Genomic DNA, 16,523 nt, shown 5'->3' with positions numbered 1-16,523 from the left:
TGTTATCAGTTTCCAGCTATCATTCTTTATTTACTAACTCGCTTCTGCTCCGCCAGCTTCAGTACCTCTCGTGCGATCACTTCATCGGCATCCAGAACCGCCAGCTGCTTAATGTTCGTTTTCAACGTGTCGCAAATCGCCCGGTTATTTAACAAGTCCAATGCGGTACCAATCAGTTTGTCCGGTGCTTCGACATCGCGTACCATTAATGCGGCCTCTTTATCTACCAGAGCCTGCGCATTTTTGGTTTGATGGTCTTCCGCCACATTGGGCGAGGGCACCAAAATAACGGGCTTGCCAACCGCACATAGCTCCGCAATGGTGCCGGCACCGGCTCGCGCAATAATGACATCAGCGGCTGCATAGGCGAGATCCATTCGGTGAAGAAAAGCCTTCAGCCTTACCCTATCGTCGTATCTGTTCCCTATCGCTTGCTTCAGCTCGTCATAATAGTATTCGCCGCATTGCCATACCAACTGAATATCCGCTGCCGCCAACTTGTCCAAACCGATCAGCATACAAGCGTTCAACGTGCGTGCCCCTAGGCTCCCGCCCGTCAAAAGAATAGTTTTTTTATTTGGAGAAAGGCTAAGCAACTCAATTGCCTCAAACCGCTTATTGCGGACATTTACAGATTCCCTTCTGATGGGATTTCCTGTGAAGAGGATTTTCCCTTTCGGGAAAAATCGTTCCATGCCGTCAAAAGCCACGCATATTTTAGCAACCTGATTTGCTAAACGCTTGTTTGTAATGCCGGCATACGAATTTTGCTCCTGAATAAGACAAGGCACGCCCAACTGTGCGGCGGTATGAAGTAAAGGTCCGGAGGCATACCCTCCTACGCCCACAGCCACATCCGGTTTGAAATCGCGGACGATCTGCTTCGCCTTAGTGATACTCTTATATAGTTTAAAGGGCAGGGTCAGATTCTTCCACCATGATTTCCGGTTGATTCCCTGAATGTCCAAGCCAACGATTGCGTACCCCGCGGCAGGCACTTTATCCATCTCCATCCTTCCGTTAGCCCCTACAAAGAGAAGTTCAGTATCCGGCGCCAAACGCTTCAGCGCATTAGCTATTGCTATCGCTGGGAATATATGCCCTCCGGTGCCCCCGCCGCTGATGATGATTCGTCTGCCCATCGCTTGCCTACTTAGTCCATTTTTATACTTAATACTATCCCATCGCAGGGATTTCGCCAACCACTACTTTTTTACTTGACACGGCCCCTTCCTTTTCCTTCATCTCATCTATGTTACGGCTTACACTCAGAATAATCCCGAACGCCACGCTGGTAAACAGTATGGATGTCCCCCCCATGCTTACCAACGGCAATGGGATACCCGTTACGGGACCAAGCCCCACGGCCACGGCCATGTTTCCAAGCGCCTGCAGCGTGAGACTGAATCCCAGCCCTGCGGCCAGCAGCGCTCCGAAGGCTTTCGGGCTGAGTGTGACGATACGTATACACCTGAACATCAGCGCCACATAAAGGCATACTAAGGCAACGCCTCCAACAAAGCCGTACTCCTCGACGATGATGGCAAAAATAAAGTCTGAGTAGGGGTGTGGTAATACGTTCCGTTGTGTGCTATTACCGGGACCTTTTCCAAACAACCCACCGGTGGCAATGGCAATTTTTGCATGATCGGACTGGAACGATTTGTCATCGTCAGCTGTCTCTCCACTGATGTAGGTCTGTACACGTGACATATAGGTTTGTCTACGCGGCCCGAGCGACACCACCAGCACCAGCAATACAAATACGCCCAAGCATACATAGGCAATCTGTTTGATGCTGATGCGTCCGATGATCAGCAACAACACACTTACTCCAAACAACAACAGCGCTGTTGAAAGGTTTGCCGGAGCGATCAGCACAAAAATGAGGCACACCGAACCCATGATGGGCAAAAAGGCCTTTTTGACGTCCTTGATGTTTTCTTGCTTGCGCGTCAGGGTCCTGGCTAAAAAGGTAATCAATGCCAGCTTTGCCAAATCGGATGTCTGGAACGTCTGGTTGATTACCGGAATGGTCACCCACCGGTTGGCCTCATTGATCGTATTTCCAAAGATCAGCGTATACAAAAGGAGCGGAATAGTGATAATCATCAGCACCTTAGAAATACCCGCATACCACCGGTAATCCAGCAAATGGGAAAAATACATCAACGCAAAGCCGCCGAAGATCAGCAGCGTATGTTTGATAAGGTATACCTCCGTGCCTTTGCCCTCCTTGTAGGCCAACGTTCCCACGGAACTATACACTGCGAGCAGTGACCAAACGGACAACACGATGATAATAATCCACAACCATCGGTCACCTTTCAACTTTGAAAACGCCTGTTCCATTTTACCTCCTTACCGGCTGTCGGCGATTAGCTTTTTCAGCCATCTGCTTCCCCAGCCATCGTTGTTTGACTTAACTTTTTTTAACGCGCTTTTCCCTACCCTTTATCCGCACGCTACTCCTAACTAACCATCACAAATTCATTACCGCTTCTTTAAACTGATCTCCTCGATCTTCAAAATTCTTAAACCAATCGAAGCTGGCACACGCCGGTGACAGCAACACTGTATCCCCCTTTTTTGCAAGGTGTGATGCAATTTCCACGGCATCCCGCATACTCGAACTATTTACAATTATTTGGGCATCTTCTTCCAACGAATCGTATATCCGTGAATTGTCCTTACCGATGCACACAATGGCCCTTACTTTGGTCCGGACAAGATCCCGTAACATTTCATAGTCATTCCCTTTATCCACGCCACCCATAATCAGCACAATCTGCGGTGCCAAGCTTTCAAGGGCATACCATACCGCGTTTACATTGGTTGCCTTGGAGTCATTGATGTAATTTACCCCTGCGATGCACGCCACGAATTCAAGGCGGTGAGGAATGTTTTTAAACGAGCCCATGCTTTCCTTCATGGAAGCGTTGCGCAACTCTTGCGCTTTGGCGACCAATCCGGAGGCCATGTTGTTGTATACGTTGTGTTTACCTTGAAGAGAAAGTTCATGAATGTCCATTACAAATCGTTCTTGGGGTGGTATATTAATCACTAAATTGTTTCCTTGTAAATATGCTCCTGCTTCAAACTGTTGCATGAGACTAATCGGGAGCGTTTTTGCCGAGGGCTTATGTTTCTTCAGCCCTTCTAACGTGAGTGGGTCATCCGCGCAATAGATGAATAAGTCGTCCGCCCGTTGGTTTCTGATGATACGGAATTTTGAATCAATATAATTTTCCAGCTTGTAGTCATAGCGGTCGAGATGATCAGACGTAATATTGAGCAATACGGCAACATCAGCTCTAAAGTATTCCATATCGTCAAGCATGAAACTACTCAATTCTAATACATAATAATCATAATCGGCTGTAGCTACCTGCAAAGCAAAGCTTTTTCCGATGTTCCCGGCTAACCCAACATTTAGTCCGCCCCTGCTTAGTATATGCCATGTCAGCATAGTAGTCGTAGACTTGCCGTTTGAACCGGTAATGCAGATCAGTTTGGCGTCGGTGTACTGAGCCGCAAACTCTATTTCAGCGATAACCGGGATCCGTTGCGCCCGCAATTGCCGCACGATCGCAACCGTATTGGGTATTCCCGGGCTTTTTACCACAATATCGGAAGCCAAAATCTTATCCGCCGTGTGGGCACCTTCTTCAAAGGCTATGCCTGCTGTCCTCAATTGACTCTTATATGGCTCTGCGATAATTCCGCTATCAGACACCCACACGTCGAAACCCTTTTGCTGCGCTAAAATCGCCGTACCGACTCCGCTCTCACCAGCACCGAGTACGGTAAGTTTACCCTGCTGGGGGTAGTGGTATGTTGGTATCGCCGTCATTACCTTACCTTCAATGTTACAATAGTGAGTATCGCCAGTATAATGCCCAATATCCAAAACCGCGTGACGATCTTTGCCTCGTGGTAGCCTTTCATTTGATAATGGTGATGCAAAGGGGACATCCTAAAAATACGCTTCCCTTCGCCAAATTTTTTCTTCGTATACTTAAAATAAGAAACCTGCATGATCACTGACACGAGCTCAATGAGGAAAACACCGCAAAGCATAGGGATCAACAATTCTTTACGGATCAGCACCGCGAATGCGGCGATAATCCCCCCAATGGTGAGGCTGCCCGTATCGCCCATAAACACTTGTGCGGGATAGGAGTTATACCAAAGGAATCCGGTGCAGGCTCCTACAAACGCCCCGGCAAAAATCACCAGTTCGCCGGAGTTAGGGATGTACATGATATTTAGGTAGTCGGAAAAAATAACGTTGCCCGATACATAAGCCAGAATGGCGAGCGTACCGCCAATAGTTGCAGACGTACCGGTAGCAAGCCCGTCTATCCCATCGGTAATGTTTGCCCCATTTGATACGGCTGTAACGATAAAAACCGTGAATACCAAGAAGACAAAAAAAGTAAGTGTGGTTCCGTTCAGCCCAAAAACACTAAGCACCTTAGCGTAGTCAAATTCATTATTCTTGTAGAAAGGGATGTTCGTCTTGGTTGATTTTACATCGCGTGTATAATATTTTTCTCCAGTGCTTTGCTCCACGTGCATATCTGCACCGGCTGCACTAAGTTTAGGGTATACCACAGGCTCCCGCACAACGATATCCGGGTGAAAGTACATCGTACAGGCGATGATGATTCCCAGCCCCACTTGCCCAACGATCTTGAACCGGCCGGCTAAACCTTCCTTATTTTTCCGGAAAACCTTAATATAGTCGTCTATAAAACCGATCGTGCCCATCCACACTGTCGTAACGATCATGAGGACGACGTAAATGTTATCCAATTTGGCAAACAGCAACGTAGGCACCATGATGCCTGCGATAATTATCAAACCACCCATCGTTGGAGTGCCCTGTTTTTGCTTTTCGCCTTCAAGTCCGAGATCCCGGATGGTCTCCCCTACCTGCCTCGCTCGCAGTATGCGGATCAACCGACTACCAAAACCGGTGGTAATGACCAACGATACAATAACTGCCATGGCTGTCCGAAACGAGATATATTGAAATAGACCCGCTCCGGGGATGTGTATATATTGTTCAATCCAAGTGAATAGATAATATAACATATGGGCGCTATTGTTCGTTAAATGTGCTGATCAAAATCTCCTTATCATTGAAATCATACCGTTGGCCATTGATTTCCTGATAACTTTCATGCCCCTTGCCTGCAATCAATACGATATCCCCTGGCTGGGCCAAGTGACATGCCGCTCGTATGGCTTCACGCCTGTCCGCGATGGAAAAGACATTTCGCATTTTGTCTGCCGGAACACCTGCTTCCATATCTCTAATAATCTGTATGGGGTCTTCGGTGCGCGGATTGTCAGAGGTGATTATCACTTTGTCGCTGTTTTTTACCGCTACCGCTGCCATCAGCGGCCGTTTCGCTTTATCACGGTCGCCGCCACACCCCAATACGGTAATGACATGTTCCTTGTTCTTTCGTAAATCCTTGATGGTTTCGAGCACATTCTGAACGGCGTGGGGGGTGTGCGCATAATCCACTATGCCGACAACCCCTTTCGGGGATACTGCGGTCTCAAAACGGCCTTCGACACCGGTGATTGTGCTCAGGGCGGTAAGCACTTTCATCGTTTCCTGTTCTAAAAGGATAGCCGCTCCGTATACCGCCAATATATTATAGGCATTGAAACCGCCAACTAGCTTTACCCACACTTCATGGCCATCCAGGTAAAGCAGCATACCGTCGAAGTGGCTTTCTATGATCTTAGCCTTGAAGTCGGCTATGCTCTTGATTGCATAGGTTCTTTTATGCGCAAAGGTATTTTGCAGCATCACCTCACCGTTTTTGTCATCGGCATTAGAAAGGGCAAATGCGAACCGGTCAAGTCCATCAAAGAACATTTTTTTTGCTTTGATATATCTGTCAAACGTCTGATGAAAATCAAGGTGGTCATGTGTGATATTGGAGAAGATCCCGCCGGCAAAGTTGAGCCCCGCTATCCGCTGTTGCACAACCGCATGCGAGCTTACCTCCATAAAACAATAATCACAGCCCGCCTCCACCATTTCGTTCAAAAGCCTATTCAATGCCACGGGGTCCGGTGTTGTGTGGGTAGCGGCTACTACGCGATCTCCCACCTGATTTTTTATGGTGGAAAGCAGTCCGGCCTCATAACCCAGGTTTCGAAACAGTTTATAAAGCAGGGTGGCAATCGTCGTCTTCCCATTGGTGCCCGTGACCCCAACTAGCCGAAGTTTCGTAGAGGGGTTCCCGAAATAATTTGAGGCGGAAACACCCAACGCAAAAGCGGTGTCATCTACCTGTATGTAGGTAACCGCATCATCCGTTGTATCGGGTAATTCTTCGCACAGCACGACAGCAGCGCCGTGCGCGGTGGCAACCTCAATATACCGATGACCGTCGGTGTGGGTACCACGTACCGCCACAAACATACTCCCCGGCGACGCATTGCGCGAGTCAAAACACAGCTCGCTCACCGCCACGTTCAGGTTGCCGATGACCTGGCGGACCGGAATACCATGGAGTATGTCTTTAAGCTTCTTCATTTCAGCTCAATCGTTATCGGTGTACCTGTTTTTACGTTCTGTCCGGCGGGCAGTGACTGCGTCACGACCTTCCCTTTCCCCTTTACACGGGTTCGATAACCCGAATTTTCAAGTGCGTACAACGCATCCACCAGTCCCATACCCTTTACATCCGGCACTACGCCCTCTGAAATAACTTCATCTGAGAACACGACACCCTTAACTGTATCAATTTCCTGCAAAGATGCGGTTGAAGCATACGTCGTCTTCACGCCCAACGCATCCAGCACCTGTAAGGTAGCAGATTTAGATCCGCTTAACGATGGAGGTATTTCGGTGTTGCCAACAAACCGCATCTGCTCAAAATCATCGTGGAGGTTGAGGTCGTTGGCGTATATCATTTCGGCGAGCTCCCGGAATACTGGGCCAGCGACCGTCGCACCGTAGTAGCCGTTGCGCGGATTCCGGATGACCACAATCATGGAATACTTGGGATTCTCCGCGGGGAAATACCCAGCAAACGACGATTGGTATTTCCGATTGCGGTATCCTGCAGCACCATCAGCCATTTGAGCGGTCCCGGTTTTGCCGGCCGTTGCAAAATTTTCGTTGCGTAGCCGCTTGCCTGTACCTTCGGTCATCACACTTTCCATCATCGCCTGCATCTTCTTGATTGCATCCTTCGATGCGATCTGTTTGTTCATGACACGGGCCTCAAACTTTTGAATCGTATTTCCCAAATGGCGAATCTCCTTTACAAATAACGGCGCCACCATTACCCCATCGTTGGCTATGGCATTATACAAAACCAACATCTGCAGCGGAGTCAACTTCAGCTCATACCCATACGCCATCTGCACGAGCGATAGTTTACTCCATGAACGGCTATCTGGAGTCTTCACCCACGGATCGGTTTCACCCGGAATCTGCAGACCCAATGGCTCGTTCATTCCCCATTTATGCAGTTTATTGATAAATTTTGCCGGGTTGCGACCATAATGGGTATTTATTAACTTGGTGATGGCTACATTTGACGACTCTATAAATCCTTCCCTCACCGTGACGAGCGACTTTTTTGGCGGATGTGAATCTCGGATCGTGTGGGCAGGCACTTTATATGTACCGTTACCGATGTCGACCATCGTATTGGTATCGATCACACCATCGTCAAGCGCTATCAAGTAGGAGGCTACCTTAAAAGTCGAACCCGGATCTGCCCCTTGAGCAATGGCATAATTGAATTTTTCGCGGTACACACCATCCGTATCTCTGGTAAAATTAGCAACGGCCCTGACTTCTCCGGTCGCCACTTCCATCACCACCACGCACCCTTCATCGGCATTGCTGGCGATCAACTGTTTTTCCAGCGCACGTTGGGCCATATCCTGCATGTTTACATCAATGGTAGAAATGATATCGGCCCCGTCTACAGGTGCAACTTCAATTTCCCGGTTTACCGGCATCCAAACCCCTCCCGCGATCCGCCGCACCAGCCGTTTACCGCTCCGTCCATCGATATACTCGCCATAGGCCCCTTCTAGCCCTACGCGTACATCTTCAGCCGGAATTTTGTATCCGATGGTACGCGCTGCTAAATTGGTGAACGGCAATATCCGCTTGTTCTTGCGTTCGGCGATCAATCCGCCTTTGTACCGTCCTAAATTGAATATAGGGAACTCCCTGATCTGCTTCAGTTCCTGATGCGCAACATTGCGCTTGATCAGGTAATACCTGTTTTTCTTTTTACGGGCTTCTTTAAGTAACCGCGAGTATTGCGCGGAGGATTTGTCTTTGAAAAAGGCCGATAATTTAGCTGCCAACGAATCAACTTTAGAATAGAATACCTCATCTGCTTCGATACCGGGCGCCAACAAGTCCATCCGGAGATCATACTCAGGTATAGACGTCGCCAATAAGCTACCGTCATTTGAAAAAATATTACCCCGCACTGCCTCCACGTCCACGTAGCGTGTGGAAAGGCTATCGGCCATTGCCCGCCATTCGGCACCCTCCACATACTGGACGTGGAAGAGCTTAATCAAAACAGCTACCGCAACAAGCACAATTAGCCCGAATGACAGGTATACTCTCAGCAGTATGTCGGTTCTGATGTTCATTCCTTTAGTAACTTCTTACTTCTTCGCTTTTACCACCACGATTTTTTTGGGTGGTTCTGTCCGTTCCTTCAATCCCATACTATCGACTCGTTTGGCAATTTCTGTCTGGGTTGTCAATTTCATTAAATCAGCTGAAAGCGACTTATAGTCCCAATTCATTTCCTTTACTTCTCTGCCCAGCCTATCGATTTCGCGGACTGTCCGCTCTGCGAAATGCCGGTTTGCGATATAGAGAATAGCAAGCAGCCCGACAAAGGCTAAGAAAGGGATGTACCCTACAAATGCCAGCGATGAAAACCGGCCTGACGAAAACAACGACTGAAAAAAATTGCGCGTGGCGTCGGCCTTTTCCTCCACCGTATCCTGCAGTTCGGCTTGCTGTTCCTCACTCAATGCCTGTCTTTTGTATGCATTCGTCGACATATTCTTAGTATTTTCGAATCAGAAGTCACAAAATCCGCGACCCCTCTACATCTTCTCGGCGACCCGTAGTTTTGCGCTGCGTGCCCTGCTATTGCGAAGCACCTCACCTGCGGTCGCAGTAATGGCCTTCCGGCCTATTACGCTAAACGGCTTGATCGTGTTTCCGTAAAAATCCTTATCTACCTCTCCCTTAAATTTCCCCTTGGCCATGAAGTTCTTAACTAATCTATCTTCCAATGAATGGTAAGACATCACCACTAACCTACCGCCCGGCTTCAGCACTGACACGGTTTGCTGAAGAAACTCCTGCAGCGCATCCAATTCCTTGTTCACCTCAATGCGCAATGCCTGGAATAACTGGGCATAATACTTATGTTCCTTGCCGCGTGGCACAGCCTTTTTCACTGCTTCTTTTAATTCGCCCACCGTATGGATGGGCCGCATGATACGAGCGGTTACAATGATCTTTGCCAGGGACCGTGCGTTATGCAATTCGCCGTACATCCCAAAAATTCGATGTAGTTCCGCTTCGGGATAGCTGCTCAGCACTTCCCTAGCATCCAGCGCACCGGTTTTATCCATACGCATATCCAGCTCGGCATCGAAACGCGTTGAAAAACCGCGTTGAGCATCATCGATTTGGTGCGAAGAGACCCCCAAATCTGCCAATATACCATCGACTTCTTTCACACCATAGAGCCGCAGGTTGTTTTTCAGGAACCTAAAATTTTGGTTGATGAGCACAAATCGCTCGTCAACTATGGCATTTTCCAATGCATCAGGATCTTGGTCAAACGCATACAATCGGCCTTTCGCCCCTAACCGCTTCAACAGCTCCCTTGAATGCCCCCCGCCCCCAAAGGTCACATCGACATAGGTCCCCTCGGGCTTTATAGCCAATGCCTCCATGCATTCACACAGCATTACCGGTATGTGGTACCCACTATTCATTGCCTTCTAAGTCATCATCCGGACCTGCGAGACCATCGCCCATCACCTCCTCTGCAAGTGCTGCGAAATCATCGTCTTCCTCATCCTCCCACAGTTGACTATATGCAGCCTTGGACCACACTTCGATCTTATTGAATTGGCAGGAAAGCACAATCTCGGTTTCAATTCCACCATATTCAAGCAACGATTTGGGCAACAGTACACGGCCCGCCGTGTCTAAAGTCAATTCAGTCGCGCCCCGTGTAAAATCACGGATAAACTTGCGGTTTTTCGCTTTGTAAGTATTCAGCCTAGCAAGTTTATCGGTTATTTTATCCCATTCATGCCTGGGGTAAAGCACCAGGTGTTTTTCAAAACCGCGATTCACTACAAGGCCTTCACGCTCAACTTCAGGCATCTGCCTTTTGAGCGCGGCCGGTAGCACCATCCTTCCTTTGGTGTCTAACTTACAATCGAATTCGCCGATTAGATGACCCATTTCTACACTTTACCCAATAACTTGATGTAAAAGTACAAACTTACTCCACTTTCTCCCACTTTCCCCCACAAAAAAGTTTTCCACAGCTCATCTGTAGTTCCGGACAGGCTATGCCATCAGCCTGCTTGTAGAGGAATCACTACAAAATGAAAAATGGCAACGGGTTCCAACCGGGTCCAGTGCCATTTATTTTCATCTTTGCAGTAACAGAATCACCACTTGCAAACTAGTATGCGTTTAGCTGTCGTCATCAAAATACTGCCGTTAATAATACTTCCGCTTTTATCATGCGATAAAGTGGGGTTATTTCCATCGCAGTGCAATTGCGACATTGAAACCATGCAGCTTTCCAAGCCTAGCCTAGTCACTTATCAAGTGCTTGTACATGACGGTGCCTCGGTCTCGGCCGTCACATATCAAACTACAAAGGGCGAGGTAAGTATCGACGCGCCACCCATACCCTTCGAGGTCACCGTCCAGATGGAAAAAGGTGACACCGTTAAACTCGTCGCTGAGGGCAACCCGAAAACCGGAAACATCGTACTGACGTACCAGGTTCAAGAGGTCAATACCAGCGACGCAACGGTACTAAGCAGCAGCTTATCGAGGGTTTGGATAATGAAAGATGGCACCTGCCAATAATCAACTGCGGTACACCAAACAAATACATTGATAGCAAGCAACTTGCAATCATGTAGATATATTCCTACAGCAAATTTAGCACAACCTTTATACCTTAGTTCCGTGATCACGGATGAGCGAGTTGACGGGGCTGAAGCCCTAAAAAACAATTGTTGCGGATTAAACCTGCTCTACCAGCGCTTGCAAAGGCGATGAAAACGCAGGTTTTCATTGGACCACTAAGAACTTTACTTAGCGAAGCGATCTGAATTGATACCGCTGAAGCAGATAACGAATCATAATTATTTTCTGAATGAAAAGGAAAAAAATACTTATCGTAGAAGATCAACTCATCATCACCATGGACCTGGAATACATGCTTGAGGAATTAGGTTATCAGGTTTGCGGCGTTTCCACGACTTACGAAGATGCGATATCCGCAACCAGAAGCAGTAAACCGGACCTGATCCTGGTAGACATTGTTCTTTCCGGGGAAAAGACAGGGATTGACTTCGCCCACGAAATCAATAGGACATACCATACTCCTTTTATTTTCCTAACCTCACATGCCGACCGCAGCACCATAGAAGCTGCAAAATCTACCAAACCACTTGGATATATCGTAAAGCCGTTCAACCGAAACGACGTATATGCATCCATTGAAATCGCCTTCAACCATATTGAAACACAAGAAGCAGATCGAGACATCTTCCTCCCTAACGGCAAACACAAAACTAAAATACCGGTAGATGAGATGATTTATGCGCATGCGGAGGGCAACTATACGACGTTCGTTACGACCAATCGAAAAATCGTTCTTCGTAAATGCCTCAAGGAAGTTTCGGAAACAATCCTGAACAGCAAAAAATTTATTCGGATACATAAATCGTACCTGATCAATAAAGATGCTATCCGCGCGCGCAACGCCTCAAATATCCTGCTAAACAATGGTGACAACGTGCCGCTGGGCCGCGCCTATGCCGGATGCCTGTGCTGATCTGCACAATCTGGAAAAAATTCTACGGCCCGCATCAGTAAGTTGTTTAAAACCGCTATTTTTGCCGCTTAACACGACGGAAATATGCACAGAACACATACATGCGGCGAACTCACTATTTCGGATTTACACAAAACGGTAGTATTAAGCGGGTGGGTTTACAAATCCCGCGATCTGGGCGGGATGACGTTTATCGATGTGCGAGACCGTTATGGCATCACTCAACTGACTTTTGATGTAGCGGATGATGAAGCGTTGCGCGCAAAAGCCCGGGAACTGGGTCGAGAATACGTTATCAAAGTGACTGGAAAGGTTATCGAGCGTGAAAGTAAGAATCCGAAACTGGTCACCGGAGACATTGAAATAAAGGTTTCATCGCTCGAAGTGCTCAGCAAAGCAAAGCTTCCGCCTTTTACCATCGAAGATGAAAGTGACGGGGGCGAAGATCTGCGTATGAGATATCGATACCTTGACCTGCGGCGTAACCCTTTGCGGAGCAATATTGAGCTGCGGCATCGGCTTGCACAGGAAGTCCGCCGATACCTCGACGACAAGCGCTTCCTTGAGGTGGAAACCCCGGTATTGATCAAGTCTACACCCGAGGGCGCCCGCGACTTTGTTGTGCCGAGCCGCATGAATCCGGGCGAATTCTACGCCCTGCCGCAGTCGCCGCAAACATTCAAACAGCTGCTGATGGTGTCGGGGTTTGACCGTTATTTCCAGATCGTCAAATGCTTCCGCGATGAGGATCTTCGGGCCGATCGCCAACCGGAGTTCACGCAGATAGATTGTGAGATGGCTTTTGTTGAACAGGAAGACGTTCTCAACCTGTTTGAGGGCTTGATACGCCACCTGTTCATGACCGTAAAAGGGATAGACATCGGCGAAATCCCGCGCATGTCCTATGAAGAAGCGATGCGCCTCTATGGATCGGATAAGCCGGACCTCCGTTTCGGTATGCCATTCGTAACGCTGAATGACGTCCTTAAGGGTTCCGGTTTCCCTGTATTCGACAACGCGGAACTCGTGGTGGGTATCAATGCCGAAGGATGTGCGGCTTATACACGCAAACAACTGGATGCCTTAACGGACTTTGTCAAGCGTCCCCAAATCGGCGCATCCGGATTGGTGTACCTCCGGTATAACGAAGACGGATCGCTCAAGTCGTCGGTAGACAAATTTTATGATTCGGATCAACTCCGGCACTGGGCAGACGCATTCGGCGCCAAGCCGGGAGATCTCCTTTTGGTGATGGCGGGTGAAGCCCGCAGTGTGCGCAAGCAGTTAAGCGAGCTCCGGCTTGAGATAGCTTCGCAGTTGGGACTGCGCAACCGGAATAAATATGCACCGCTGTGGGTGGTAGACTTCCCCCTGTTGGAGTGGGATGAAGAAAACGCACGGTATCACGCGATGCACCACCCGTTCACTTCCCCGAAACCCGAAGACATCCCCTTATTGGAGAGCGAACCGGGCAAGGTGCGAGCCAACGCTTATGACTTGGTCATCAACGGCACAGAAATAGGCGGTGGGTCCATCCGTATCCATGACAGCCAACTGCAGTCGCTGATGTTCAACCGTCTTGGTTTTACGCCGGAAGAAGCGCAGAAGCAATTCGGTTTCCTGTTGGAGGCATTTACTTACGGCGCCCCGCCCCACGGTGGCATTGCCTTCGGATTCGACCGGCTTGTGGCCATATTTGCGGGACTCGACAGCATCCGTGACGTCATTGCCTTCCCTAAAAACAATTCAGGGCGCGACGTGATGATTGATTCCCCCGCTCCGATTTCGGACGAGCAATTGACCGAACTGGCCATCGCTACCAAGTCTTAAGGACAACACTTTCGCTTTTCGTGCGTTATGTAATAAGACAACAAATTTGCTGCTCATGCCGTCGGTACAAGAAATTGCTTTTCTGAAAGACAGCGCTGCCAAAGCGTTCGAACCACGCCACCGGCAAATCATCAATTATAACATCGACAAGTATGATGTAGCAGTCGAAAGCGGGCTTACCCAGTTTCATCACATTGAAAATTCCAAGCGCAAAGCGCACATCATCAAATGGAAGGTGATGGAAAACCTGGACAAGCTCCTGCCGGAATTCGAATCCAACTTCCTTCAAAAGGGTGGTAAAGTGATTTGGGCCAATGATGCTGAAGAGGCCCAGCAGGAAATCTGGAAAATCATGGAGCGTGCCGGCGCTAAGACCGTCGTCAAATCCAAATCGATGACCACGGAGGAAATCCAGCTGAATGACTTCCTGGAAGGTAAGGGTGTTAACACCATCGAAACGGATCTTGGTGAGTACATCGTACAACTGCTCGGTCAGAAGCCTTATCACATCGTGACTCCAGCCATGCACCTGAGCCTGCAAGACATCGCCAACCTTTTTCATCAGCACTTCGGCACGCCGACTGATGCCACTCCGCAGGAGCTGACGTTGAAAGCGCGGGAACTCCTCCGCCAACAGTATACAGTAGCCGATGTCGGCATTACCGGCGGCAATTTTCTCATTGCAGATACCGGCAGCGTTGCCATCACGGAAAATGAAGGTAACGCACGGCTTACGACGACCTTTCCGCGGATTCACATTGCCATTGTGGGTATCGAAAAAATTATCCCCTCGCTCAGCGACCTCGACCTTTTCTGGCCATTGCTGGCTACGCATGGTACCGGCCAACGACTTACGGTATACAACAGTATTCTGAGCGGCCCAAGACAAGAAGGGGAAACAGACGGCCCCGAGGAAATGTATGTAGTATTGCTTGATAATGGCCGAACGGAACTCCTTGCTCAAAAAGAGCAGCGCCAAGGATTATATTGTATCCGTTGCGGTGCCTGCCTCAATGGGTGCCCTATCTATAAAAATGTCGGGGGCCATGCCTACAACACCACCTACAGCGGCCCCATCGGATCGCTCATCACGCCTCACCTGCAGGGAATGGAAGCGTTTAAACACCTAAGCTATGCGTCTAGTCTTTGTGGTAAATGTAGCGAGGTTTGTCCGGTGAAAATAGACATCCACAAGATGCTGCTACTCAACCGGCGTGATGCCGTAACCAACAACATGGTTTCAAAAAAGGAAAAGGTCGCCTGGAAAGGCTTCACGTTTGCCATAACGAGACGCCGTGTTATCGACTTCTTCGGAGGGAAATTAAAAAACTCGCTGTTGCATCGGCTTTTCAAAAAAGCCTGGGGCAAGCACCGAAGTCTACCCCGGATTCCCAAAAAGTCGTTCAGTCAAGAATGGAAAGAGCAGCACAAGTAACGCCTATTCGAGTTCTGCTGATTTCGCCCAGATATTGATATTCCCATCCTTTGCGTAATTGTCAATTTCTGCCAGTTCATCGTCGGAAAAGTCAAGCCGCTTGAGCGCACCGGCACAATCCACCACCTGCTCCGGCCTGCTGGCACCTATCAGTGCCGATGTTACCCGTCCATGCCGCAGAACCCAGGCAATGGCCATTTGCGCCAATGTTTGCCCGCGGCGCTGTGCAATAGCATTAAGAGCGCGTACATTGGCTAAGTTTTCATCACTCAGGAACTCTGAATGGAAGAAACGCTTTATTTTCTGTGCACGACTTTCTGCTGGAATGCCCGCCAAATATTTATCAGTGAGCAAGCCCTGGGCAAGCGGAGAAAAAACAATCGATCCGACACCCAACTCATCCAATGTGTCTAACAAGCCGTCGGTCTCGACCCATCGGTTCAACATGGAGTAGCTGGGCTGGTGGATGAGACAGGGCGTTCCCAGCTCCTTGAGAATGGCGACAGCCTCCCGAGTACGCTTGGTATTATAGGATGAAATACCGACATACAGCGCCCTGCCCGAGCGCACGATGTGATCGAGCGCCATCATTGTTTCATCCAGCGGCGTTTCCGGATCAAACCGGTGGGAGTAGAAAATATCTACATAATCCAAGCCCATCCGCTTTAGGCTCTGATCGCAGCTCGCAATCAAATACTTTCGGCTGCCCCATTCGCCATACGGCCCCGGCCACATGTCGTATCCTGCCTTTGATGAAATAATCAATTCATCGCGGTAGCCGCTAAAGTCTTCCCTGAGTATACGCCCGAAAGCCAATTCGGCACTTCCCGGAGGCGGACCGTAGTTATTTGCCAGATCAAAGTGGGTGATTCCAAGGTCAAATGCCTGACGGCATACAGCCTGCTTTGAGCGGTGCGGTATATCATCTCCGAAATTGTTCCAAAGGCCAAGCGAAATGGCAGGCAGTTTCAATCCGCTGTTACCACAGCGATTGAATATCATGTTTTCATAACGGTCGGGATTGGGGTTCCAGTGCATCGTGTTTCGTTTTTGCTTTTGCTCTCGGCGATACGCCACCAGCTTCGGTTACCCGATGGCTTAGCATCAGTCGCCTCTTTAACCTATTT

14 protein-coding genes are annotated in these 16,523 nt (G+C 48.9%); 4 read left to right on the top strand and 10 right to left on the bottom strand.

What is annotated here, in order from left to right:
- Positions 1 to 26: 26 nt before the first annotated feature.
- The 9 genes from murG to mraZ form a co-directional block, all read right to left on the bottom strand.
- Positions 27 to 1,142 carry an undecaprenyldiphospho-muramoylpentapeptide beta-N-acetylglucosaminyltransferase gene (gene murG / locus ACFOET_RS03230; protein WP_379019499.1) on the bottom strand — a complete coding sequence of 372 codons (1,116 nt, stop codon included), beginning with the start codon at positions 1,140 to 1,142 and terminating at the stop codon, positions 27 to 29.
- Between the two features lie 34 nt (positions 1,143 to 1,176).
- The gene (locus ACFOET_RS03225; RefSeq protein ID WP_379019497.1) at positions 1,177 to 2,352 is read right to left on the bottom strand and encodes an FtsW/RodA/SpoVE family cell cycle protein; all 1,176 of its coding nucleotides are present in this window, start codon (positions 2,350 to 2,352) and stop codon (positions 1,177 to 1,179) included.
- A gap of 130 nt (positions 2,353 to 2,482) precedes the next feature.
- The gene (gene murD, locus ACFOET_RS03220) at positions 2,483 to 3,853 is read right to left on the bottom strand and encodes a UDP-N-acetylmuramoyl-L-alanine--D-glutamate ligase (protein WP_379019495.1); all 1,371 of its coding nucleotides are present in this window, start codon (positions 3,851 to 3,853) and stop codon (positions 2,483 to 2,485) included.
- Positions 3,853 to 5,100 carry a phospho-N-acetylmuramoyl-pentapeptide-transferase gene (gene mraY, locus ACFOET_RS03215; RefSeq protein WP_379019494.1) on the bottom strand — a complete coding sequence of 416 codons (1,248 nt, stop codon included), beginning with the start codon at positions 5,098 to 5,100 and terminating at the stop codon, positions 3,853 to 3,855. Before mraY ends, murD begins: the two co-directional genes overlap by 1 nt.
- A 7-nt stretch (positions 5,101 to 5,107) precedes the next feature.
- Positions 5,108 to 6,565 carry a UDP-N-acetylmuramoyl-L-alanyl-D-glutamate--2,6-diaminopimelate ligase gene (locus ACFOET_RS03210; protein WP_379019493.1) on the bottom strand — a complete coding sequence of 486 codons (1,458 nt, stop codon included), beginning with the start codon at positions 6,563 to 6,565 and terminating at the stop codon, positions 5,108 to 5,110.
- A complete protein-coding gene (locus tag ACFOET_RS03205) occupies positions 6,562 to 8,661 on the bottom strand; it encodes a penicillin-binding protein (protein WP_379019491.1) in 2,100 nt (699 codons plus the stop codon). The genes ACFOET_RS03210 and ACFOET_RS03205 overlap by 4 nt, the downstream gene beginning before the upstream one ends.
- Positions 8,662 to 8,676: 15 nt before the next feature.
- On the bottom strand, positions 8,677 to 9,084 hold the full coding sequence (locus ACFOET_RS03200; RefSeq protein WP_379019489.1) for an FtsL-like putative cell division protein: 408 nt from the start codon (positions 9,082 to 9,084) through the stop codon (positions 8,677 to 8,679).
- Positions 9,085 to 9,129: 45 nt separating this feature from the next.
- Entirely contained in the window at positions 9,130 to 10,035 is a 906-nt protein-coding gene (gene rsmH, locus ACFOET_RS03195) for a 16S rRNA (cytosine(1402)-N(4))-methyltransferase RsmH (protein ID WP_379019487.1), read from the bottom strand.
- A complete protein-coding gene (gene mraZ / locus ACFOET_RS03190) occupies positions 10,028 to 10,513 on the bottom strand; it encodes a division/cell wall cluster transcriptional repressor MraZ (protein ID WP_379019485.1) in 486 nt (161 codons plus the stop codon). Before mraZ ends, rsmH begins: the two co-directional genes overlap by 8 nt.
- Positions 10,514 to 10,852: 339 nt before the next feature.
- Here mraZ and ACFOET_RS03185 point away from each other — a divergent pair, with 339 nt between their 5' ends.
- The 4 genes from ACFOET_RS03185 to ACFOET_RS03170 all read left to right on the top strand — a co-directional run bounded on the left by ACFOET_RS03185 (position 10,853) and on the right by ACFOET_RS03170 (position 15,396).
- Positions 10,853 to 11,155 (top strand): hypothetical protein, encoded by a 303-nt coding sequence (locus ACFOET_RS03185; protein ID WP_379019483.1) that lies wholly within the window; start codon positions 10,853 to 10,855, stop codon positions 11,153 to 11,155.
- A 292-nt stretch (positions 11,156 to 11,447) separates the two neighbouring features.
- A complete protein-coding gene (locus tag ACFOET_RS03180; protein WP_379019481.1) occupies positions 11,448 to 12,131 on the top strand; it encodes a response regulator in 684 nt (227 codons plus the stop codon).
- An 84-nt stretch (positions 12,132 to 12,215) separates the two neighbouring features.
- On the top strand, positions 12,216 to 13,961 hold the full coding sequence (gene aspS, locus ACFOET_RS03175) for an aspartate--tRNA ligase (RefSeq protein WP_379019479.1): 1,746 nt from the start codon (positions 12,216 to 12,218) through the stop codon (positions 13,959 to 13,961).
- Positions 13,962 to 14,016: 55 nt separating this feature from the next.
- Positions 14,017 to 15,396, top strand: coding sequence for a LutB/LldF family L-lactate oxidation iron-sulfur protein (locus tag ACFOET_RS03170; RefSeq protein WP_379019477.1), 1,380 nt, complete (start codon positions 14,017 to 14,019; stop codon positions 15,394 to 15,396).
- A 3-nt stretch (positions 15,397 to 15,399) separates the two neighbouring features.
- Here the strand turns inward: ACFOET_RS03170 and mgrA are convergent, their stop codons facing one another.
- Positions 15,400 to 16,434: an L-glyceraldehyde 3-phosphate reductase gene (mgrA, locus tag ACFOET_RS03165; RefSeq protein WP_379019475.1), complete on the bottom strand. Its 1,035-nt coding sequence runs from the start codon at positions 16,432 to 16,434 to the stop codon at positions 15,400 to 15,402.
- Positions 16,435 to 16,523: the final 89 nt, after the last annotated feature.

Source organism: Parapedobacter deserti (assembly GCF_042646065.1).
Taxonomy (GTDB): domain Bacteria; phylum Bacteroidota; class Bacteroidia; order Sphingobacteriales; family Sphingobacteriaceae; genus Parapedobacter; species Parapedobacter deserti.
Note: the sequence above shows the minus strand (reverse complement) of the source record. Positions and strands in the feature narration are given on the sequence as shown.

Coding starts and splice junctions, on each gene's coding strand:
- murG (WP_379019499.1), bottom strand. CDS start 1,142: ATGGGCAGACGAATCATCATCAGCGGCGGGGGCACCGGAGGGCATATA.
- ACFOET_RS03225 (WP_379019497.1), bottom strand. CDS start 2,352: ATGGAACAGGCGTTTTCAAAGTTGAAAGGTGACCGATGGTTGTGGATT.
- murD (WP_379019495.1), bottom strand. CDS start 3,853: ATGACGGCGATACCAACATACCACTACCCCCAGCAGGGTAAACTTACC.
- mraY (WP_379019494.1), bottom strand. CDS start 5,100: ATGTTATATTATCTATTCACTTGGATTGAACAATATATACACATCCCC.
- ACFOET_RS03210 (WP_379019493.1), bottom strand. CDS start 6,565: ATGAAGAAGCTTAAAGACATACTCCATGGTATTCCGGTCCGCCAGGTC.
- ACFOET_RS03205 (WP_379019491.1), bottom strand. CDS start 8,661: ATGAACATCAGAACCGACATACTGCTGAGAGTATACCTGTCATTCGGG.
- ACFOET_RS03200 (WP_379019489.1), bottom strand. CDS start 9,084: ATGTCGACGAATGCATACAAAAGACAGGCATTGAGTGAGGAACAGCAA.
- rsmH (WP_379019487.1), bottom strand. CDS start 10,035: ATGAATAGTGGGTACCACATACCGGTAATGCTGTGTGAATGCATGGAG.
- mraZ (WP_379019485.1), bottom strand. CDS start 10,513: ATGGGTCATCTAATCGGCGAATTCGATTGTAAGTTAGACACCAAAGGA.
- ACFOET_RS03185 (WP_379019483.1), top strand. CDS start 10,853: ATGCAGCTTTCCAAGCCTAGCCTAGTCACTTATCAAGTGCTTGTACAT.
- ACFOET_RS03180 (WP_379019481.1), top strand. CDS start 11,448: ATGAAAAGGAAAAAAATACTTATCGTAGAAGATCAACTCATCATCACC.
- aspS (WP_379019479.1), top strand. CDS start 12,216: ATGCACAGAACACATACATGCGGCGAACTCACTATTTCGGATTTACAC.
- ACFOET_RS03170 (WP_379019477.1), top strand. CDS start 14,017: ATGCCGTCGGTACAAGAAATTGCTTTTCTGAAAGACAGCGCTGCCAAA.
- mgrA (WP_379019475.1), bottom strand. CDS start 16,434: ATGCACTGGAACCCCAATCCCGACCGTTATGAAAACATGATATTCAAT.